Genomic DNA, 22919 nt, shown 5'->3' with positions numbered 1-22919 from the left:
TGTACCTGCGGAAATATGAGGCGGATATGCTCACCCTGTCACCTCCTCAGTTTTCGCTGTATTACTTGTATATCTCTTTTTATTTTTTAGGCGAGACAAGGAAATGCTCTTGTGTGTCGAGCGCCCCGTCATCCTTTTATTCCCATAAAACCTGTGATAATTAACAGAATCTACGTTACTATTTCTGTGTGCGTTCCCGCACTGGTCAAAGAAGATCACGAAAGGTAACAAAATGACAACTCACAAACGACTCACAGACGGGCCACTCGTTGTCGCAGTAGATTCCTCAACACAATCAACGAAAGCAATCATCGTTGATGCAGACGGAAACGTATGGGCAACAGCTAAACGTCCCATCCCACTTTTGACCCCAGCTATGGACTTCTACGAACACGATCCGCGCCTATGGTGGGAAACAACCCACGAAACCATCAGCGAAGTCCTCGCATCACTTGACCAACGTGACCGCGACCGAATCTGCGCAATCGGCCTGACACATCAACGTGAAAGTTTTGCTCCCTTTACAGAAGACGGAACCCCACTGGCTCACGGAATCCTCTGGCTTGACGGGCGCGCAATCGACCAGATCGCTGAATACGGCAACAGCCACATACACCAACTCTCTGGTAAACCCGCAGGCGTGACACCAGCAATCTACAAAATGGCTTGGCTCAAAGAAAAGAAGCCCGAAATCTTAGAAAAAGCCGACCGCGTGGTAGACGTCCTCGGCTACATCTCCTTTAACCTGACCGGCCACTGGCTATCCTCCACAGCCGCTGCTGACTCACTGGGACTCTTTGACATCCGAGCACGCACCTGGTCCAGCGAACTCCTTGAAATCGCCGGAGTGAGCCAAGAACAAATGCCTCAACTGATCCCTCCAGCAACAAAAATGTGCAAAATCCGCACTGAACTGACAAAAGAATGGAAACTCTCACACGACATTCCTGTAATCGCAGGTCTTGGTGATGGTCAAGCCGCAGGAATCGGAGCAGCCGCTGTAGATCCAGGCGTGGGCTACCTCAACATGGGTACCGCAGTAAATGCTGGTATTGAATCCGACCAATACATTTATCACCCGGCATTCCGCACCCATGTTTCAGGCATTCCCGACCACTACGTGATGGAAGTGCTGCAATCATCAGGATCCTACCTAGCTGACTGGGTGCGCAAAACTTTCGCCGACCCCGACAACCCCGGCAACACGGACGTAGCACACGAGGACCTCATGGCCTCAAAAATTACCCCAGGCGCAGAAGGCCTACTCACTTTGCCCTACTGGAACGCCGTCCAATCCCCCTACTGGGACGCAAAAGCTCGTGGCGCTGTTATCGGCTGGCGAGGAACCCACGGACGCGCACACCTGTATCGTTCAGTGATGGAATCAATCTGCCTTGAAATGCGTCGTAACCTCGATTTCCTTGAATCAGCCTCCGGCATTCCAATCACAGAACTACGCATCATGGGTGGAGGCACACGATCACCACTGTGGCGACAAATGATGGCTGACGTGGTAGGGGTCCCACTCACCGTATGCATAGCCGATGAAGTTTCCGCACTCGGCGCCGCCGTACTCGCAATGGCAGGCATTAACGCGCACTCATCTGGCACTGATAGAGGACTACCTGATGTCGCAGCCTCAGCAAAAGCAATGGCTACCTTTGGGCAAACAATTGAACCCAACATGGACAATCATGATGCCTACCGGAAAATCGGAGCAATACAAGCCAAGATTTACCCCGTACTACAAGAACTTTTCACCGAACTCGATGGCGTTGTCCGACAAGAAGAAAACAGATCATAAAACCAGAAAAACAGCACATATATGCACATCTCAAAGTAGCCGCAATATATGCAGGCTGAGCCTTGAGTAAAAACATGAAAGGAAAAAATTACAATGGCAACTATTACTATCTTAGGTGCTGGAGCAATGGGCTCAGCACTGTGTAAACCTCTGGTTGATTCCGGTTGGAACGTGCGTTTATGGGGAACCTGGCTTGACGATCACCTCATTGACGCAATCGAAGAACAACGCCCTCACCCGCGCACAGGCGCAATCGTACCCGCCGCTGTCACAACTTTTCGATCAGATGAAATTGAAACAGCCCTTGCAGGCAGTGATGTCATCGTCATGTCCGTGGCCTCGGTAGGTGTACCCCACGTAACAGAGCTAGCACTTACGAATATTGCGAAAGCAAAAGCCCTATGGCTCACATCAAAAGGATTTTGCCCAAATGACGAGGGAGTGATTCAGCTACTTCCAGATGCTATTCGCTCTATCGCAGCGAAAAAAGGCATCGAAGTCCCACCAATTGTTGCCATTGCGGGACCGGTGAAAGCAAATGAATGTGCTGAGGGAATGCCTACAGCCACAATCTTTGCTTGCCGTGATGGGGCGCTCGCTGAAGATTTTGCCGCCAGAACCAGCACGCCACTGTACTCGATTGCAAGCAGTGACGATGAAGTGGGTGTGGAAGTGTGTGCGCCAATGAAGAACGTGTACGCGATTGCTTTAGGTATCGCAGATGGTCTTGGGGAAGCTACGGGTATTCCTCACCATAACCTCAAAGCAGCAGCTTTTGCTCAAGCCGTCAAAGAAATGTCTTTACTTGGTCACAGTCTTGGAGCTAAAGCAGAGACAGCTTTTGGTTTAGCCGGTGTGGGTGACCTAGAAGTTACGGGTTTATCTGGGCGTAATAAGGTGTACGGTGTGCGATTAGGCAAGGGAGAGAACCCTCAGGAAGCTCTCGCTGAAATGGAACGCTTGGAGCAGACTGTGGAAGGCGTGCCAGCAGTTGGCTTGGCTCTGACTCTTGTTGAGCAAAGCGATGTGTTGACCTTGGAAGATATGCCACTGCTTCGGGCTGTTGCTGGCATAATCGACCCGCAAGAGCTCCTTGATCCATTGACAGCGATTCAAGAGGCTGCATTACCTCGCCGGATAAGCAATTGTTAGCTGGCAGGCCATAGCACTCAATAAGTGTGAATTTCATACAATGACGAATGTCAATAAGTGGTGAGATCAGGACTGAACGTGATCTCACCACTTAGTTTTTGTAGGTCGAATGAACACGCAAAAGGCACCCGCCAGAAAATTCACTGACGGGTGCCTCGTGTAAGTAGCTGGGAGTATCCAAACCCCGGTTCTACTTGCGTGTCTGGTAGCTCATATCCTCAAGCTCAACGCCCTTTGTTTCAGGAATATGACGGACAACAAGCCAGATGAGGATAGCGCCCACAACCGCGTAAGAGAAGTAAGTGCCGGCAAGTCCAAGGTGCTCCATAAATACAGGGAACAGCATTGTGACAAGCGTGCCACCAATCCAGTTACCGGTAGTAGCAAGACCCAAACCTGCGGTACGGATCTGGTTGGGGAAGATTTCACCGAGGAATACCCACAGCACCACGCCCCATGTTCCGCAGAAAATCACATAAACGGCGTGAACGGCAATAAGAGCAACAGCAGCCCACGGGCCAGTAAGGTTGAGGGTGCCCTCCGGGGTGAGTGTTCCTTGAAGGAAAGCAATACCGGAAGTCAGCATAGCGGCAAACATTCCAACCGCGCCCCACAGTAGGAGCGGGCGACGGCCTACCTTATCGATAACAGCCATGCCGATGAGTGTCATCACGATGCCGATAATCGAAGTGACAACGGGAATAAAGACAGCAGTGTTACCTGTGAAGCCAACCGTTTGCCACAGCTCAGTGGCGTACAGGAGTACGTTGTTAATACCGGCCATCTGGATGAGGAAACCAAAAGCCAGAGCAACCCACACCACGGGACGAAGACCGTATTTCGAATCCTTGAGGTCAGAAAAGCGTGGGCGATGGTCGGTGTCCAGTGAAGAACGGATTTCGCGTACACGACCAGCAGGGTCCTTATCTGCGCCGGTGGCAGCAATGATCGCTGCTGCTTCATCTTCCTTACCGATAGAGACAAGGAAACGCGGGGACTCAGGAAGGCGTAGAACGAAAAGTCCATACAGAATCGCTGGGAGCAGTTCAACAATAAACATCCAACGCCAGGTTGTAAGTCCAAAGAGGCTTACCGCGTCGGCTGAACCTGTGATTTTCACAAGAACGAAATTAGAGATGAAAGAGCCGAAAATACCAACGGCGATAGCGAGCTGCTGAAGGGTGCCGAGTCGTCCACGCTTATCAGCCGGGGCGATTTCAGCGATGTAGGCCGGAGCGATAACGGCGGCAATGCCGACACCTAAACCACCAAGGAGTCGCCAGCCGATAAGCTGCCACACGTCGAAAGAAAGACCTGACATGAGCGCAGAAATCGCAAAGAAAATCGCTGCAGCAATCATGACGCGGATACGTCCGAAGCGGTTAGCGGCACCACCTGCTAAGAGAGCGCCTACAGCGGCACCAAGACTCACGATAGAAACAACAATTCCTGTCATGAGAGAGGACAGGCCGAAACCAGTTGCTGTGCCTGAGAAAGATCCGATCGTACCGTTGATAACGGCAACATCGAAGCCAAAGAGGAATCCACCCAAAGCCGCCGCAATGGAGACTTGGAGGAGTTTGTTAGATGAAGATGTTGACATATTTATTCTCCTAGTCCCGCCACATTCGTGGTGAGGAAGTGGGAAATGAGCGAGCACAGATGTGCCCAGGTTTGTGAGCCGAGCGTGGCTGGAGTACCGTGGATTGTCCCCATAAGCATGTGCATTTCTACGGCTACGCCTGCGTCGGCCAGGTCGGTTGCCCACGCGATTCCTTCATCGCGTAAGGGGTCGGTTGGATTCACAACAACGAAAGTCGGTGCCATGAAGTCAGCAATCAGGTTCACTGAGCTGTGAACCTCATATGGATGTGCCGTGCCAAGATAATGTGCCCAGGCGTGTTTTGCTGCCTCGGCGGTCCACAGTGGCCCTTCCTTGCAGGTGCGGTATGAATGAGATGTCATCTGCGGGTCAATACATGGTTCGATAGAGATAACGGCATCTAGGCGACGTTCAATGCTCTGTGAAGCATCCGTGGCCGGGCCGCCAGCGCGTTTGCGAGCAAGTGCTGTGATGCATTGGCTGACAAGGCCAGCACCAGCACTATCACCGTAAAGAATTACGGGCACGCCGGGTGCTTCCTTTTCGAGGTATTCCCAAGCAATTAAGCAATCCTCAACCCCAGCAGGGAAGGGATGTTCTGGCGCAAGACGATAATCTGGACTGACGACAAGCGCGGAACCGATGGCATGGGAGAGTTCTCCGTTGCGAGTATCGTCAAAGCGTGCGCGTCCGGCAATAAAACCGCCGCCATGGATGGAAAGTACTGCTGCACGCACTGGCCCTTCAGGGCGATGTACCTGCATTGGCACGTTTTTGTATGTCACGCTTTCACGTGTGATGCCTTCGACTTCGGGTAATTCTTCGCCGAGTAGGTCATCGCCGCGTTTGCGCAGTGCGGGTACGTCCCATGTGGTTTGAGGCGGTGTCGCACCGGGAACATGAGCGAGTTCATTGACGATAAAAGGTGGGCGGCGCTCAGGTAGGTTGAGTGAAGCCAGGAAATCATCGGCGCGTTCGTAGAAAGTGGCGGGAGCGTCACGGCGCACGGTATGCGTGGTTCCGGGTAAGAATACGCAGTGAATGAAAGGATTGTGGGCTTCTTGGACTTTTGAGAGGCCTTCAGCGCCGAAAAGAACATCGTCGGCGTCTCCGGTGACTAAAAGGGTAGGAACGTTCAGTTCATTGAGGATATGTGCGCGTGGAGTTCCGACAACTCCTGTGCGCACGAAATCACGATCAACTTGAACTTTTCCTTGTGCCCATGCGCCGTATTCTGAAGGAGGCCAGGAGGGATAGTTTTCCATGAGGCCGACGATTGCTTCGCCTACGTGGGCGCTGACAAGATCTTGACGTGCGGCGAGTTCGTTGGCAGAAGAAGCGTAAAGTTCGCTTTGTTCATCGGTCAGGAGTGCGGGGTCCTCAAGGATGAGTGCGCTAACGAGTTCGCTGTGACGGTGGGCAATTGTGGCAGCGATGGCTCCGCCAAGGGAATGACCGTAGAGGACAACGGTTCCATCAGCTTCACGTGCGGCGGCGGCTACTTCAGTGAGGGCTGCGCGGTAGAGGGATTCAAAAGGGGAAGTGAGTTCATCGCTTGTGAAAGCGGGGGAGAGTCCGTGCCCTAGGGAATCTAGGCAAATCACTTCCCATTCTGTGCTGTAGTGCTGGGCGAAATCGGAAAGAGAAGCAGCGTTGTCAGTGACGCCGTGCATGGCGATCATTGTTCCACGCTGAGGATTTCCACTTACGATACGGGAAAGACGAGGGTGTGGCATCATTACCTCCACTATGCAAAACACCTATGGTTTACGAAAATTACCCTAGTGTTATTCTTTCTGCTTTGTCAAGTGAAGCGATAGAAGATAAAAAGCCTATTTGCGCCGGTAAAATGCGGTTTGTCCTGAAGTGAAAGCGTAGGGTAATGTGGTGCTGAGAAGGCGGCGATGCTTTTTCCCGATGAAGTAACGATGCTCATTGTGTGTTGGGTTTGTGGATGTGAAATGGAAAGATGAAGCCAAAATATACAGCGGTGTACGAGGCACTCTTGCAACGAATTCAAAGAATGAACCCCGGCGATAAGCTGGAAAGTGAAGCCAAACTTGCCGAGAATTTCAAAGTCGCTCCGATGACAGTTCGTCGCGCCCTAGAGATGCTTGCAAATGAAGGACGAACCATTGGTCAGCGAGGGCGAGGTACTTTCGTCGTTGACCCTCTTACCTTGCAAGGCTCTGGAATTGACGTACTTAAAGGAGCAAATGCGCGCCTTATTTCTGCGACAATCGAAAGTGCGGGGAACCCCTTTGAACAGATGGGCCTGAGTGGAGAAGAATTTGTCTATCGCATGGTCCATACGCGCTTTGTAGGGGACAAAGTAGTGGCTGTTCAAAACTCGATGCTGGTTGCCTCAGCTTTCACAGGTTTGCTTGGTCGTGACCTTACACGTAGCCTGTCCGATATTTTGGCTGAAGACGGATTGAGTATTACAGAGACGGATATCGGCATGGGCCTACCTGATATGCGTGAAACTCAACTCCTTGAACTCGATGAACCTCAGGCATGTTTGAGTATCACTCAACGGTGGGGTAAAGACCCTGTGCGTGCAATTAGTGTAACTCTTGTGCGCACAGATCGTTGGACAATTCGACTTTAGGGAACTTCTTTCGCTGCGTATATTCGTGTATTCCACTTTGTTCATTTCTTCTTGTTCCCATGATTAAGCGTGTGCAAGTGGATGCACAGTAAAGGCCATATGTCAAGGCCTGAAAAGAAAGAAAAATACTTATTCAGATGTTTGTCACAAATTTTTGTGTCAGTAGGTTCTCTAGGGAAGCGGGACTGTAGACTGAACGCATGATGAAAAAGCAAAGACGAGTGACCTCATGGAGACGCATCACTGCGATCATTACCCTGCTTGTCTTTTTCGCCTCATCATGGGGGATATGGGAATGGGGCCGCCGAGAGGAGCACTGGGGAACCTCCGACAGCATTTCCCATCTGTCACAACAGATAATGGCTATCAAAGACAGTGACTTCCACACTCGCATAGTCGATCGATCTGCGCACCGATCCATCTTTGGAAAAAACCACCCACAATGGGTTGAAGCGCAGATTTTACCGGCTCCTAAATCCCTGAATCCCTATCAAATTGACGCGCTCTCGCAACGGCTGCACACAAAAGTAACAAGCGAGGGCTGGGCCATTGACGAAAAGTGTGCCCCTGATTTCCTGTGGTGTGCACGCCGCATGGATGACACCGGAAAAACCTTGTTCATGACAGTAAAACCTGAGCAAAGCTCAGAGCTGACGAATTCAGAAAGGATGAGCGGCGAGTCCGAAGACCCCGATGATAACTCGGTTGTTCTTCGCCTTCGTATGCAATACCTCTAAGGATGAAATCTATGTTCAAGAAGCTTTTGAGTGGCATTATTGCCATATTTCTAGTCACGACAGCGCTGACGCCGGCAGCACATGCCGATGACACGGGCAAATACCTTACGTTATCCCTCATCGGGGACTCATACACAGCTGGTAATGGCGCAGGCTCCTACTACGGCCCCAAGGCTTCGCTTAGGTCGACTCGGAACTGGGGACACACCTACGCAAACTGGCTGAATCGTCAAGGCATTCACACGACGATTCGTAATTATGCGCACTCAGGCGCTGTGATTTCAGATGTTTTGAACACGCAACTGCCTGCTCTTGATCCTGAATCCGATATTGTCATGCTGACAATCGGTGGTAATGACATTCAATTTGAAAATATCGTGCGCTCCTGTTTTGCTCCACTTTTTTCAGGTCCCAATTCCTGTAGGAAAGCAGTAAAAAACGCGAAAGAACAGTTTCCGATAGTGGTCGAACAGATGAAAGAACTGCTAGGGAAAATTGCAAGCAAAGTCCGTACCGGCGCTCAAATCGTCCTCGTTGGTTACCCTCTGCTCAGTGTAGAAAATACTACCTGGACATTGAAACCCTTCTTTGGAAATGACTCCTACCCTGCAGCTCAAGAAATCCGCCAATTCGGTCAAGAAGCAACCCAAGGGCAGCAACACCTCTCAGATGAATGGGATCCTGCACAACACAACAATGTTGGTCTGACATATATTCCCGTTGAAGTGCTTTTCGCAGGGCATGAACCTGACCCGGACCCGTATAAGAAGAATCCGACACGTTGGATCAATGAATTTTTTGAAACTGAAGGAAAAACAGGTGCGGACGGAAACACTACATCCAAAGGAACAGGCCTCACTGAAATTTCCCACTGGTACCATCCCAATATCACAGGTCACGAGGAAATAGGTAAACTCCTCCAAGAAAAGGTCGGAATCCCACAGTCGGTGCGCACCACTCGATCCTTCTCAAAGGATGTCGATGTTGTTTTCGTCCTTGAAGACTCCACTGAGACAAAAGATTCCTTCAATGACTTGAAAAAACAAATCCGTCGTATCAGCACTGAAGTTACGCGAAAAGCCACTGAAGGCGGAAAGAACGCAAGGTTCGGCCTCATCACTTTCCGTAATACTGATGACCCTCATGCCGCAGTGACTCAAAACGGGGTCTTTTTCTCCAATGCTGACGAACTAGTAAGCACATTAGAAACAGTGACAACCACGAGCGAAGCTGGTGGCGGCCTGTCCACATACACTGCTCTCGAAACAGCTGTTCGTAGCCCTTGGAATGCCGATGCGCGAAAAGTTGTCATCCTGCTAGGTGATGCAGAAATTAACGTTGACGAAAATTCAACGCCAGATTGGGATGCGATTCTCCGCAGCGCTTTTAATGCGGATGTTGTGGAGTTCCTCGTTATCGACCCAGATGAGAACACCGATGAGTCGATAAAGAACCTCGCCTTGAATACTGGTGGACACGTCACGACAGCACGGACACTTAAACCTCTTATCGTTGAGGCACCAACAGCAAATATTACATCCATTGCGCCCGCGCGAATCGGTGAAAACATCGAATTTAACGCTTCTGGATCATTTGCTGCTGAAGGTCCGATTGTCTCTTATGAATGGGATCTTGACGGTGACGGCGTATTTGAAGTTATCAGCAGAACAGATGCTGGAAATACGGCCCAACCTATTCACTCCGCGCTTTTCACTGCTCCGGTCAATACCACCATCACTTTGCGTGTAACCGATAGCTATGGAAAGACAGCGACGGCCACTGCGCCGCTGATTGTCACACGTGACGGTGATCTGATTGATGATGCCGCTGATAACTGCCCTGCGCACCCTAATGAAGACCAGGCTGATTCCGATGGTGACGGAATTGGTGACGTGTGCGATGAGTTTCCTTATGGTGAACCCAAGCCTGCGCCTTTGCCGCAGGACGATCCCAAGCCAGCACCGTTACCTCAGGACGATCCTATGCCTGCGCCTTTGCCTCAGGACGATCCCACGCCAGCACCTTTGCCTCAGGACGATCCCACGCCAGCGCCTTTGGCTCCGGTCAGTGTGATGACCTCACTGCCTCAAGTCGAGGTCGGATCAGATATCACTTTCACTGCACACGGTTTTGCAGTAGGACAGGAAGTGACCTTCACTGTTCACTCGGAGCCGCATGTCGCTGGCACAGCTCATGTGAGTGCTGATGGTACAGCCGTATTGCGCTGGGCTGTTCCAAAAGATTTCCCATTAGGCAAACACCGAGTGATCGCTTCAGCACAGAACGGACAACAGGCCGAGTACACTTTTGAAATCCTCGCTCAGTCTGATCCTGAGCTTTCTGCGCAGGACACGCACAACTTAGGAACATCAGTAATTACACCAGAGAACCACGCAGAGAAAACCAATACACGCATACTTGCTCATACTGGTAGTACCCCTCTGTTAATTTCTGCTGTAGCGCTTTTGATCTTCTCTACAGGTTTTGTGCTTCACGCGAATAGGAAGCGACAAGGCATGTAGGTGCTTTGCGCCTTGAGAAAGTAATGGGGGTATGAAGAAAAAACTTCATACCCCCACACTTGCATGATCGCGTATTATCATGAACGCCGTAACCCTAGCTGATCGGAATAAACACATGAGTGATGCTGCACGACACTTCAACGAATCCCTGAGTGTTTCCCGCAAAAACAGCGTTTCTGTTGACACAAAATCCGCGCAAGCACACCGGCAATACGAATTCGATGTCATCAGAGCCCTTGCCATTATCGGTGTAGTTGCAGTTCACTCGCTTATCCTCATCAGTAACTCCACGTCACGACCGCTACAGCTTCTCTTTATCGGCTCACAAACACTTTTCTTTATCGGAAACCCACTGTTCTTCCTCATGTCAGGTCACTTCAACATACGTGCCTATGACACAAAAGAAAAACTCACACATTTTTGGTATGCGCGAGCAAAAGGCATCATCATTCCCGTGGCCTGCTACCTCGTTATACGCAGTATCTACAACGTCCTCATGTACGAAGGAATACAGAACATAGGGAATGTGCCCCGATATTTCCTGAAAAACCTGCTACTCAAAGAAGGATTCACTGCGACAGAATACTGGTTCATCTACGTACTTATCGGCTACCTGCTCATGACACCTTTCGTATCGAAAGGATTGAACACACTCACGCCTTTCGCGCAAAAATCTTTACTCATCATCGGCTTGGCTTACCAAACAGCAGCAACCCTATTCACAAATCTTGGATACCAATTCAGCCTTAGCTTGCCTATCAGTGGTTTCTTTTTCGTTTTCTGCATAGGAGCTTTTGTCAATACCCTTTTCTGTGAAAGAAAATATCGAATAATTCTCTATATCTGTGGAATCGGGACCTACCTTCTGGACTGCTACCTCATACTGCGCGGATACAACATCAACGCGCAAGACACTTCACCCCTCTTTATCATCACAGCCCTCGCAGTTTACGTATTTCTTCTGAATGCCTGCGCGAACATAAAAGAAAACAGGCTCATAAGTTTCATCGCCCGACATTCATTTGGTGTCTACCTTTGTCACATGATGGTATTAATTCCAACAGCCCAATATCTGGAAACATACACCGATACCAGTGTGCTCAAAGTTGGCGGATGCGTCATCCTGTGTATTTTCGTACTTATTGTTTCACTCGTATTCTCAGTTCTTGTGAATAAAGCGCTTGTTACCCCTGCACAACGCCTCATGGACGCTATAAAAGAAACATTGAATAAAAGAACACGCCTCAACTAAATAAGCCCCATATAAATACCCCCCATAAGTAAGTGGAAAAACTATCAACCTTCAATGCGTCGAATATGCGCATGACTGGTATTTTCACATTCTGCCAACAAGCCATTTGATTAGGCTGCTTTCATCGTGTTAGATGAATGTTATGAAAACCTTTTGTCAAAAATGGTGGCAACGTGTCATCTCCGTCGATATGCTTCTCGTTGCTGTCATCACCTTCCTTGCATCCATAGCAGGGAGCTATGCGAAAAGGTTTCCAGTATTTTCCTTATTCGGTGCTCTTATCGTCGCCCTGCTGATCGGTATGCTGCTTCAATTTCCCGTGCGCAGATGGTACACCTCATCAAAATCTGTGCGACAGCTGGGTGTTAAAGCCTCAGCAGGTTTAATAGCAAATAAACTGCTGCGCTTAGGCATTATCCTCCTCGGATTCAAACTCAACCTTCATGTCCTCTTCACACAAGGACTCAGATCCTTACCTTTTGCTGCGGCCATTGTTGCACTGACAACGATCGGCACATACGCACTAGCTCGGGCTTTGAAAGTCAGTCCACTCTTAGCTGTCCTCACCGCTGGTGGGACAAGCATTTGCGGTGCAGCAGCAGTCATGGGCATATCAGGCTCTATTACTGTTCCTGCAGACCAAGCAGATGAAAAAGAAAATAATGAAGTAATGGCAGTTGCGACTGTTGCCATTATGGGAACGCTTTTTGCCCTCATTGATATCCTCATTTTTCCCTTACTTGGACTTACTGAGCAGCAGCAAGGCATAGTAGCAGGGGCAAGCTTGCATGAAATAGCTCATGCTGTAGCAGTGGGTGGAGCTTTTGGTGAAACAGCTTTAGCTGCCGCAACGATTATGAAACTCAGTCGTGTCCTCATGCTTGTTGTCGCCGCAATAGCTATTGCGCTGTGGTGGGATAAAACGCAGGTCAAAGAAAAAAGCTCCACAAAACGCAAAATCATGTTTCCCTGGTTCATGCTGGGCTTTATTATTGCCTCAGTTTTAGGAACATATGTGTCTGCGTTGCATACGCACGCCTCAGCTTTTGTTGATGTCGCATATATTGTCCTTGGTATGGCGATGGCTGCTCTTGGCATCAACGTGAATTTCGGAGCGATCCTACGTGAAGGTGGGCGAGCTGTTGTGGCGAGTTTCCTGGCTTCATCGCTTTTACTGGTGCTGACAATTCTGGTGACGCAAACATTCTTCTAAGCGAGTGTGCTTTTGTAAAAATGCCGAACTTTGTCACGGCGATTCTGTGAGGCGTTTATGTGAGCACATATATATGGGGGAACACATGATTCATCTCACCACGTTTCCATTTGTGGAGACTTATGGACTCAGAGTAGTCTTAATCCTACCGACGCGGGGTGGAGCAGTTCGGTAGCTCGCCGGGCTCATAACCCGGAGGTCGCAGGTTCGAATCCTGTCCCCGCTACCAGAAAAGCCCGGTATTCAAGCGAAAATTCGCTGAGATGCCGGGTTTTGTTTTGCCCTAATGGGTTGCTTTTCGGCCTTATTCCCTGTTTTTTGACGGCTTACAGGCCAAAACGCTGTCTCAAGCCCAACTTTCGTCAGAATCTAGAGTCGGATCGAAGGTTACGGTAATCAATACCATAAGAGGTAGGGAAGTAGCAATGTGTCCTTTTTCATGCTTGTGTGAAAGAGTGCTATTTTAGCGGAAAAACTACGCATAACAGCGACGCAAACTTAAAAAAGTAAATTTATATTATTGATCTTCCCTCTTAGTCAAGCGCTGAATAATCTCATCATGTATTCTGCTCACAGGGCCGTATAAATTTTTATGAATTCTTTCAAGATCGCTGCTGTATTACGAAACATTCATATTTACACGGTTTTGATGTCTGCGAAGGCTCCTGCATGATGCAAGCGCTTTCGACAGGATTTGTTGGAGTGCCACTGAGGAATACAGGGTGAAGGAATGAAAATTTTGAAGCGTCTGCGCGGCGGAATCGTTGCGATTCTTGCAATGGGGTTGCTTGCGAACACCTGGCTGACACAATCAGCATTAGCTGACACCGGTGATGAGAATGCAGCAACAACAGGACCAGGTGTTATTGAAGCAACAGTTAATCGGGTCATTAACCCTTTGATGGATGAAAACAACACCCTGCTAAAAAATACTGGTTCCACAATCGCTGAATTGGGAATTCCTCGTATCGGTGAACCTCTGGCAGTATCCCTCCTTGACGGGACAGGTACTGTCCTAGAAACAAAGACCCTTGAGAACGGTGTCGTACGTTTTGATAACCTCCCTTACGGAACATATAAACTGCGTATTTCCCGTGACTTCGCAGGAATCACAGATTACCTTCTTCAATTCCCTGCAACTACCGCTAACCGGATTGATAACGGAGTTCGCCAGCAAATTCTTGAAGACGAAAGCCCCGCTATTGAAGTAACGCAAAGCAATCCAGAACACACAGAACAAACAGATTCTTCTTTAGCCTGGTACTTGATCTACAACATGGTAGGCGCTTCTGTTCGTTCAGAAATTGGCCACTATGGTGACAATGAAACAACAAAGAGCGCTACCATCTTCCCTGATGGCGGCGGCTTAATTGTTGATGAAAATGCTGGGGAAACCCGAGCACTGCTGAACGGTATCCTGTATGCATCCAGCCTGAACAGTATGAAACTTTCCTTAGCAGGAGTGCGTCCCACACTTTCACCTGCCGAACAAGCCTACGGATATAAATTCGTCGGCTGGACTTTGGATCAAGAAACCGAAAAACTCGTATTCCCAGAAGGCAGCGTTTCAACTGAAACTCAGGGCATATACGATGACGCTTCAGCATCATCAATTGTGGTAAGGCCAGGATCAGGCGATTTACACTACCGAGCCGTGTGGTCCTACCCTGTCAACAAAATGAACTTCGTGACCGAACAGGATAAAGGCACCCTCACTGCTTTTAATGAAACTGGAGTAACAGCAACCTACCCAATTGAAGGAAACGTAGATTCAATCGCTTCTAAAGGCTGGACCCTGCCAACAGTGCAAGCAAAGCCCGGCTACAAATTTGTTGGATGGATCGCAGACCTATCCATGAACGTGATCTCTGATGATGAAATCCTCAACAGGAAAGCTTTCGGTACGCGCACACTCTATGCGAAGTTCGTTCCAGAAGCAGCAAAACCAACCGTCTCTTTTGAGGTTCCAGGCGATTACGGATCACTGACAGGCACCACCGACTTGGTGAAAGAAATCCCCTTACCTGAAGCAGGCAATAGCCTCAACGCTGCAGGCGTCACCACTTTGCCTCAAGTAACCCCTAAAGAAGGCTACGAATTCCTCGGATGGTTCGACACCCCAGCACTCAATGTGGTTCCTGACAATAATATTCTTTCCACACCACACACAGCAGATCACCGTTACATCGCAAAATTCAAGAAGATCGAATCAGGTGAACCCAAAAAGCACAACGTAACCTTTGACCCACGTGAGGACGGAGAACTGCCCGGTGAAAGCATGATTTCACTGAAAGAAGGCTCCTACATTCCTGAACTACCGATGGTCAACCCCAAGCCGGGCAAGAAATTTGTTGGCTGGCGTGACGTTGCCGGTGTGATTTACCCCGATGCTTTCAGCTTGATTGCACGGAACATCGTAAACGGCGACCTCAAATTTGAAGCTGTATATGAGGACATGCCGATACTCCCTCAAACAGGTGGGCAGCCGGAAGGTCATCCTGTACCGACTGTTGACGGCAAACCAGTGACCGATCCAGCGGCACAACCAACAGATCCTTCCCCTCAGACTCAGACCTACGGTGGCAAACAGGGAGGACTAGCCAAAACAGGTATCCTCACCGTGCCATTGATGCTCGGTGTTCTGGGCGCTGGCTTAGTACTTGGTCGTTTCATGCCGCGTCGTAAGGCAAGCGAGTAAAAATAACCGATCAAATCATGCGGCACACATAGCCACACCAACTCAATACGGATATGGGGTGCGATAGAGAAAAACTCTACGCGCCCCACATTCGTATCCTTCACACCCTCAAACCCTCACAATCTGCTGCCAGTAAGCAATACACCTATGGCGTACAATGAAAAAATGTCTTCTGCTGATCAAATACGAGTACACATAGCGGCTCTTACTGACAGCGACATTATGAAAAAAGTCGGCCCAGCTACATGGGGAAAAGGACTGCGAGACTACACCGGTGAACGTGTCCTCGATATGACAGACACCCCAGAGGGAAAAATACGAGGACGTGTACGTGGTCCAGGACTGACCTACAGTGCATGGGTTGCTCTCGACACGACGAAACACCACCTCAACCTCACATGTGCCTGTCCGTTAGGACAAGATTGTCGCCATGCAGTTGCGCTTACATTAGCCATACGGGACGCAGAACGCCGCGCAACAGAAAAAGCTGCAGAATCACATAACCCCAACGAACAAGCCACCCACATATGGCGCAGGTGCCTAACGGATCTCGTCGGTTCCCCTTCAGGCGCTCAAGGCCAACCAATGGGCTTACTGGTTGATACCTCTGACCCACAGCACATCATCGTGTCTCCACTGCGTCAAGGACAAAGAGTTGATTGGACAACAAAACGAGCAAGTTGGGCAGATATCACCACTACTCAATGGGAATCAGTCACGCTCGACTTGAATCCCACTCACGTGGCACTCCTACGTGAAGGATACGCAATCGCTCATCAAGGGAATCAATGGAAATCACGCAACGATGTATCTTTGAATGATCTAGGTGAAAAAGCATGGGAATGGTTATGTTCCCTACAACGATCCGGCATGACACTCCTTGGCAGCCTCACACCACCAGAACCGTTACATTTATCGCCTGAACTATGGGAAATATGCTGCGACGTATCACTTTCTGAAGAAGCCCTGACTTTACGCAGCGCCGCAACCCATAAGGACCAGTCACGCTCAGCAGCCTGTATCAATACGGACACACACCTGATCGTCCTTCAGGACCGTTATAGCCTCGCACGAATCGCTGTCAATGAAGCCTACAAAAAATTCAGCTCACAGCAGCTAAAAATTCCTCTGCGCGACATCCCAGAATTTCATTCGCAATGGTTACCCATACTTACCTCATATATTCCCGTTATTAGCACAGATAACACATGGAATTCAGAATCCATTACCCACATTCACGTGATAGCTACCCTGCGAACTGACACAGAGGGCAATATCGTGATCCGATGGTGGTCTGAATACGAAATCGCTGGACAAAGCTTCAGAAGCCCCCTTGAATCGCAGGTGAAAGATCCTGAGCTTTCCAGAATTATCTCAACAATTACTCAGCGTGGGCGCGCACTATGCCCACCAGATTTGTGGGAGGAGGAACTACGGGAACGTAAAATCCCCGGATGGGAAAAAGACCGGTACATGAATGAAGTAGTCGCACGTATACAAGACCCACATCTGACATGGGATATAAGCCAGGACATCCACAAACTCACCCTTGATTCCCCTGAAGCACTCACCCTTCGTGTCCATCTTGAGGACTCAGAGACACGCGATTGGTTTGATCTACGAGCCACCATCGACGTGTACGGATATGAAATTTCCTTATCAGAAATCCTCACAGCGCTCAACAACGGTGAAGAACATGTGTACAGCAATGGGCACTGGGTGTCGTTACATCACCCGAAACTTGAATACCTTCAAGAACTCATTGCAGCAGCAGAACTCTTAACACAAGCAGAGGCGCCTGCCCCCGCATTACGCATGATCCATGTGGGGTTGTGGAATGAAATAGAAGAACTCGCTGACTATATTGAAGTATCAGACGAATGGCAGCAGCGTGTTGCTGCATTACGTACAGAGAATACGGCCGAGGCTTCGCTTAAGCCGCTACCACATATTGCTGACGTATTACGCCCCTATCAAATACAAGGGCACGAATGGTTGACTTCACGGGCACTTCTTGGCCTAGGCGGAATACTGGCTGATGACATGGGACTAGGGAAAACTATGCAAATGCTCTCCGCATTTGCTGCCATATGCGCCCGTGTTGATACGGAAAGCCGCAGGCCAATACTTGTCGTAGCTCCGACTTCAGTGGTTCCCACATGGCGTAACGAAGCACAGCGATTCTTCCCTCAGCTTGCTGTGGAAACCATTACCTCAACACGTCAAGTCGATAAAGACAGCATAAAAGAAACAACAGCAGATATTGTTGTCATGTCATACACGATTATGCGTTTGAATGCTGAAATATGGGCGCAACACCAGTGGGGAGGGCTTGTCTTAGATGAAGCGCAGGCAACGAAAAACCCCACAACAGCGATTTACCGTGCCCTGAGAAAAATTCACACTCCTTGGTGTTTCGCAGTAACAGGTACCCCTGTGGAGAATTCTTTAACGGATCTGTGGTCTTTACTCTCGCTGACCTGTCCTGGCTTGCTGCCGGCACGTAAAATTTTCGATACGAAAATACGACGTCCTATTGAAAATGGTGACAGCAGTGACGTGCTTACACATTTACATGCCTTGACTCAGCCATTTATTTTGCGCCGAACAAAAGAAGAAGTTGCTGAGGAACTACCAGAAAAAAGCATGAACCTCATTTCGCTTCAGCTGGGTGAAGAACATCAACATATTTATGACCAGTATTTGATGCGTGAACGTGCTCAGCTTTTGGGGTTGATGGATGATTTTAACTCGCATCGAATGGATATTTTGGCTTCGATTACGCGATTGCGGCAACTGGCTTTAGATCCTGCTTTGGTTGATCCTGCATTGTCATCTGTAGGTTCGGCAAAAATTGAATTTTTAACAGAGCGTTTGGATGAGATCATTCCACGTGGGCATCGAGTGCTAATTTTCAGTCAATTCACATCATTTTTATTGAGGATACGTCAAGCCGTGGAGCGCCGAGGCTATCAGGTTGTTCAATTAGATGGGGGAACACGCCATCGTGAGGAGGTTATTCAGCGTTTCAGGGAAGGCGAGGCTCCTGTGTTTCTTATTTCACTGAAAGCTGGTGGAACAGGCCTGACTTTAACGGAAGCAGATTACGTATTCCTCATGGATCCGTGGTGGAATCCTGCAGCTGAAGAACAAGCAATTGATCGGGCACACAGGATCGGTCAGACAAAGAAAGTACACGTGTATCGTTTAGCGGCCAGTGGAACAATTGAAGAAAAAGTCGTTGCCCTGCAAGAAAAGAAGCGCAAACTGGTGAGTGCCGTTGTTGATGGTGGAGCATCAGGTGCGCGTATCACAATGGCTGAGCTGAAAGAACTGATAGGTGTTTTCCCTGATGGGAAATAAGAGAAGTCGTGATGAGCCTCATCAATGGAATCTGATACATACTTATGTGCGCCTCACCTTTCTTTCTCACATGAAGGACTGGACGTAAAAGTAAGAGAAGTAGCAAATGAGGGGAGCTGCTGTATGTGTTGGATTGAAAGAATGAGGGGATTTCATGTACTACTCCCTGAAGGCGGCATATACTGATGGTCCTATTTTTGGGAATCAAATAGTGTAATTCATGAAAGAAAAAGAGAATTTCTGTGTGTGAACAGAACAAAATGCGTGAAAATTAGGTAACTTTACCCTATGTCACCTGAAAAAGAACGTACATGTATGGATATGAAAAGTAGTTCACCCGATGGGCACTGTGATGCTCGGTCTCGAGCTTGGCATACTTTCTTTCGGGCAACAGTATGCCTGCAAAATGCCCTTGAAGACCGATTGAAAAAGAAGCTGAGTATTAGTCTTGCTGACTACAACATTCTCATTGCTTTGCATGCAGTCCCAGATCGTTCGATGCGGATGGGGCAGCTAGCCGCCCACGTGTACTACTCGCCCTCACGCGTCACTTATCTTGTCACGCAATTAACGAAAGATGGATATATCGCTCACGTTCAAAGTCAAGAGGACGCTCGCGCAGTTTTGGTGTCGCTAACTGAACAAGGCATGGATGTCGTACACCGTGCTTACGAGCTGCATCAAGAACTTGTACGCGAACTCATCATACGTGAACTTGAAGAAGACAAAGTAGATGCCTTGGTGGATATTTTCAATGATATTGAAGGGCATTTAGCTTCTGTTTATGATGAGAAAGCTTAGGGTTTTCTTACGAAAGCACTGATACTTTCTGATATATCGACAGGTGGGGCCTAAAAACATGAGTGTTTTTGGGCCCCACCTTTTATGTGCCCGGAATGTTATGCCGCTCCTTTGATTGCTGGCGGACTGAATCTTTTGGCTTGAACAATATAAAAGGGCGATTCTGGGATCTATGACTTGCGCTTGATACGCAGATACTGAAGTTTTATGCGCGTTGGGCCTGGGCTTACAGGTGCGTGCGATTTGTTTTTTGGGGAGGGGGAGTGCATGAGGGCGTACGGTGGGTATGTCAAAGAAAATTTTCGCTGTCTCAAATACGCTGCTCGCCCCCTGAGATATGCTGTGATTTTCAACAAATAAATTAAGGCGGGGGGGGGGGTACTTTTTCTTTTGCTTGAAAATTAGCCATTTTCACTTGAGGGTTTCGCCTGTTTCAAAAAATGCTGGTCTAGTAGATTTTTCAAAATCTTGAGTCGGGGGGGGGTAACTGTAGTCTTTGCCTCATGTATAAAATGCCTCGCTTTATCCGTATGCCTCTAGTAGCTATTGCTGTGACTTTTGCAGTACTGGCTCAGCCCTTATTACAGGGCTTACCTGGTGTAAATGTTGCACATGCTGATGAGACTCAGAACCTGAAACTGGTTCTTGACACGGTTGATTCTGCGCAGGGGCGCGAGAAAAAACTGGAATACTGGTCGGGCGAGATCATTAATATGTATCCGCAGTTCGCTGTTTCAGGTACAGGCGTGAATATTCCGAATGCCAAACTTGAACTGTGCGTGCCGAAATCTAACTATCTGGAGAAGCCAGGATTTGTGGACTCCTCACAGGCGCAAGGCTCAACTCGTCGAGAAACAGATGACGCCTGGTGTATTGATTACAGTTTCGATAAAATCACGGGTGGCTTGAAAACAGCGGTTCCATTTTCTTTTAACTTCAGAAACCACGTTACGCCTACCGGCATCACAGTTACTCCTACATGGAAACTGATTGGCGAAGATGGTCGAGTCATCAAGGAAGATTCAGTCACTTTCACTGCGAAGGCTGCTGATAAGTTTACTCCCTCAAAACGAACCATCTGGACCTGGGATCGGCACCTCGAAAAGCCGCGAGGTGCATTCTATTCCGAGGCAGATTTCACTTACCGTGAAGGCACCGATGATACTCATACGCCTGCGAATTGGAACAGGGTGTTCCAATATGAACTGTGCGTAAAACCTGCTGGCAATGAAGCTGCTCCTTCAGGTACCGGTCGCTTCCAACCGACAAAGGTAAAATTCGTCGATAAACTGCCAGAGGATGCAACTTTAGCTGAACGTTCACTTTCAGAAGGCTGGACATACGATGAGTCAAGCCATAGTGCCACGTGGGAAGGGAAAGCCTACTTCCAGAATGAATGTGGTGGCTACTACAAGCAGATTTTCTTGAAATTCAATAACGCGCGCGTGTACACAGATGCTACGAAAGCTGAACAATTAAAACACGTGAACACTATGGTAGCGACAGTTGATCCGGGCCTCTCCAGTGAGCAACAGCTACCAGAAACCACTGCCGCAGCTACATTTAGGCCTGTTCTGTATGTGCCACCGAAACCAGAGGGGCGCAACGAAATCTCGAAGTGGGTAGTTGACCGAAATTTCACCTACTACAATGAAAAGTTCTATCGCGGCACCGACAAAGAAGCTATTAATGCTGCAGATGAGCAGAAGGATCTTATCCGTTGGCGAATTGATTTCTCTAATATAAATAACAAGCTTGCGGAAGTTGATGGAAAACCAGCACAAGGCAGCGGTGTTAAGAGTTATTACCGTGAATTCCGTGACTATGGGCTTGACCCCAGAATGTACTACAACTCTTTCCGCCTGGATGAAACAGCGAGCTATTCAATTAATGATAATCCATTGAGCAAAGCTGATTGGATTGCAAAATTCAATGCTGTTTCGAATGTTTTATATGGTGTGAAAGATGATGATAGTGAGGTTGAGCTTGCCCGTGATGTGAAGATGGGGCAGCGGATTGAGATTGGCGACCAACAACGTCAGTATAAAGCCCTGCGTTTAGCTTTCACCACACCGTTGGAATTGGATAACGTTCGCTACCGACTACTTATTTCTGCTTATCCGGTAGCAGAAGAAGTAGCCAAGTGGAAAGCAGAAGGCTATCAAGGGCAGCAGTCCTATATTAATGATGCTGATGGCCAAGTGTCATTAGGTAGCCCAGATGCTTCCGTTGTCAGGATGACGGAACCAGGTCACTGGCGTTGGGATAATGATGTGTACATCAACGGCATTACCCCTACGCTGGGCATGTTCACTGGATCGCAGTGGGGCCTCGTTAATTCTGATATGTCGATTGTGTATGAGAATTGTGAGAATAAGAGGGATTCGAGTGGTGAGAATCTGACGGTTGCGACTATTACGCCGCAAAATTGTGGGCGTGTGCGTAATTATCATGTGAATTCGAATGTCTCTGGCAGGTGGGGTGCTCTAGATGAGCCTATCCGTAATGTGCGTCACCTGGTGGTGTTGCCTCCGGGTGTGAATTATCTGCGCACAACAGGTTCGTGGATGTATGGTCAGGCTTTGCCGAAGCCGATTGAGCCGACCGTTATACAGAATTTTAAGAATTCGGGTCGTACCGCGCTGGTGTATAACTATGGCGATGTTGAGTCACGTTACGGAAACGGTGACTGGTCATCCCTGGGAGTCCGTTCCAATTTTGATTTGGATACGACACTGTACGCGGAAATGAATCCCAAAGTTAACCTCGTTGAGTATTACACGTTGTGGGATAACAATGATTTAGTAAAGCCAGCGGGTAACACCTGGAACTCGAATACTTACACAGACCAGCTAGATCTGGACGATGATGGAAATACGAATGAGAGCTTCATGCGCTCCGAAATGCGTATTGTCTTTACTCCTCCGGCGGAGTTGGTTCCGAAGAAGTCGGTGTCTTTGGATGGGCATGGGTGGAGTTTGTCTGCTCCTGCTCAGGATTTGGGTGGTTCTGTTTTTTATCGGTATTCGGTGGCGAATACGGGTTTGACGGCTATTGAGGCGTTGACGTTGTTGGATGTGTTGCCGCAGGCTGGGGATCATAAGGTGGTGCCGAATCAGCGGGATGAGTATTTGCCTCGTACGTGGTTGAGGTCTGGTGGTGA

General features: G+C 48.8%; 13 protein-coding genes and 1 tRNA gene. 12 read left to right on the top strand and 2 right to left on the bottom strand.

All coding sequences use genetic code 11. The annotated features are described in order from the left end of the window. Positions 1-232: 232 nt before the first annotated feature. Both LRP54_RS00070 and LRP54_RS00065 read left to right on the top strand, forming a co-directional pair. On the top strand, positions 233-1804 hold the full coding sequence (locus LRP54_RS00070; RefSeq protein WP_231234542.1) for a xylulokinase: 1572 nt from the start codon (positions 233-235) through the stop codon (positions 1802-1804). A gap of 93 nt (positions 1805-1897) precedes the next feature. Then, positions 1898-2956 carry an NAD(P)H-dependent glycerol-3-phosphate dehydrogenase gene (locus tag LRP54_RS00065; protein WP_231234541.1) on the top strand — a complete coding sequence of 353 codons (1059 nt, stop codon included), beginning with the start codon at positions 1898-1900 and terminating at the stop codon, positions 2954-2956. 190 nt (positions 2957-3146) lie between these two features. Here LRP54_RS00065 and LRP54_RS00060 read toward each other — a convergent pair whose 3' ends face one another. Together LRP54_RS00060 and LRP54_RS00055 are read right to left on the bottom strand one after the other, a co-directional pair. Continuing rightward, entirely contained in the window at positions 3147-4559 is a 1413-nt protein-coding gene (locus tag LRP54_RS00060; protein ID WP_231234540.1) for a sugar porter family MFS transporter, read from the bottom strand. A gap of 2 nt (positions 4560-4561) precedes the next feature. Next, positions 4562-6295 (bottom strand): alpha/beta hydrolase, encoded by a 1734-nt coding sequence (locus LRP54_RS00055; protein WP_231234539.1) that lies wholly within the window; start codon positions 6293-6295, stop codon positions 4562-4564. Positions 6296-6528: 233 nt separating this feature from the next. On the opposite strand from LRP54_RS00055, the gene LRP54_RS00050 reads away from it, so the two are divergent. The 10 genes from LRP54_RS00050 to LRP54_RS00005 form a co-directional block, all read left to right on the top strand. Continuing rightward, on the top strand, positions 6529-7170 hold the full coding sequence (locus tag LRP54_RS00050) for a GntR family transcriptional regulator (RefSeq protein WP_269212656.1): 642 nt from the start codon (positions 6529-6531) through the stop codon (positions 7168-7170). Between the two features lie 200 nt (positions 7171-7370). Next, the gene (locus LRP54_RS00045) at positions 7371-7907 is read left to right on the top strand and encodes a hypothetical protein (protein WP_231234537.1); all 537 of its coding nucleotides are present in this window, start codon (positions 7371-7373) and stop codon (positions 7905-7907) included. Positions 7908-7918: 11 nt separating this feature from the next. Further along, positions 7919-10429 (top strand): GDSL-type esterase/lipase family protein, encoded by a 2511-nt coding sequence (locus tag LRP54_RS00040; protein ID WP_231234536.1) that lies wholly within the window; start codon positions 7919-7921, stop codon positions 10427-10429. A gap of 115 nt (positions 10430-10544) precedes the next feature. Then, on the top strand, positions 10545-11681 hold the full coding sequence (locus LRP54_RS00035; protein WP_231234535.1) for an acyltransferase: 1137 nt from the start codon (positions 10545-10547) through the stop codon (positions 11679-11681). A 142-nt stretch (positions 11682-11823) separates the two neighbouring features. Further along, positions 11824-12894 carry a YeiH family protein gene (locus LRP54_RS00030; protein WP_231234534.1) on the top strand — a complete coding sequence of 357 codons (1071 nt, stop codon included), beginning with the start codon at positions 11824-11826 and terminating at the stop codon, positions 12892-12894. A 152-nt stretch (positions 12895-13046) separates the two neighbouring features. Then, positions 13047-13123: transfer RNA gene (locus LRP54_RS00025), tRNA-Met, on the top strand. A gap of 501 nt (positions 13124-13624) precedes the next feature. Then, positions 13625-15592, top strand: a complete 1968-nt coding sequence (locus LRP54_RS00020) for a carboxypeptidase-like regulatory domain-containing protein (RefSeq protein WP_231234533.1) — start codon at positions 13625-13627, stop codon at positions 15590-15592. 165 nt (positions 15593-15757) lie between these two features. Next, positions 15758-18955, top strand: a complete 3198-nt coding sequence (locus LRP54_RS00015) for a DEAD/DEAH box helicase (protein WP_231234532.1) — start codon at positions 15758-15760, stop codon at positions 18953-18955. 288 nt (positions 18956-19243) lie between these two features. Beyond that, positions 19244-19756, top strand: a complete 513-nt coding sequence (locus LRP54_RS00010; RefSeq protein WP_231205248.1) for a MarR family winged helix-turn-helix transcriptional regulator — start codon at positions 19244-19246, stop codon at positions 19754-19756. A gap of 503 nt (positions 19757-20259) precedes the next feature. After that, on the top strand, positions 20260-22919 hold a 2660-nt coding region (locus tag LRP54_RS00005), incomplete at its 3' end, for a hypothetical protein (protein ID WP_231234531.1).

Source organism: Schaalia sp. lx-100, from assembly GCF_021083625.1.
Lineage (GTDB): Bacteria > Actinomycetota > Actinomycetes > Actinomycetales > Actinomycetaceae > Pauljensenia.
This window is presented reverse-complemented; position numbering and strand designations above follow the sequence as displayed.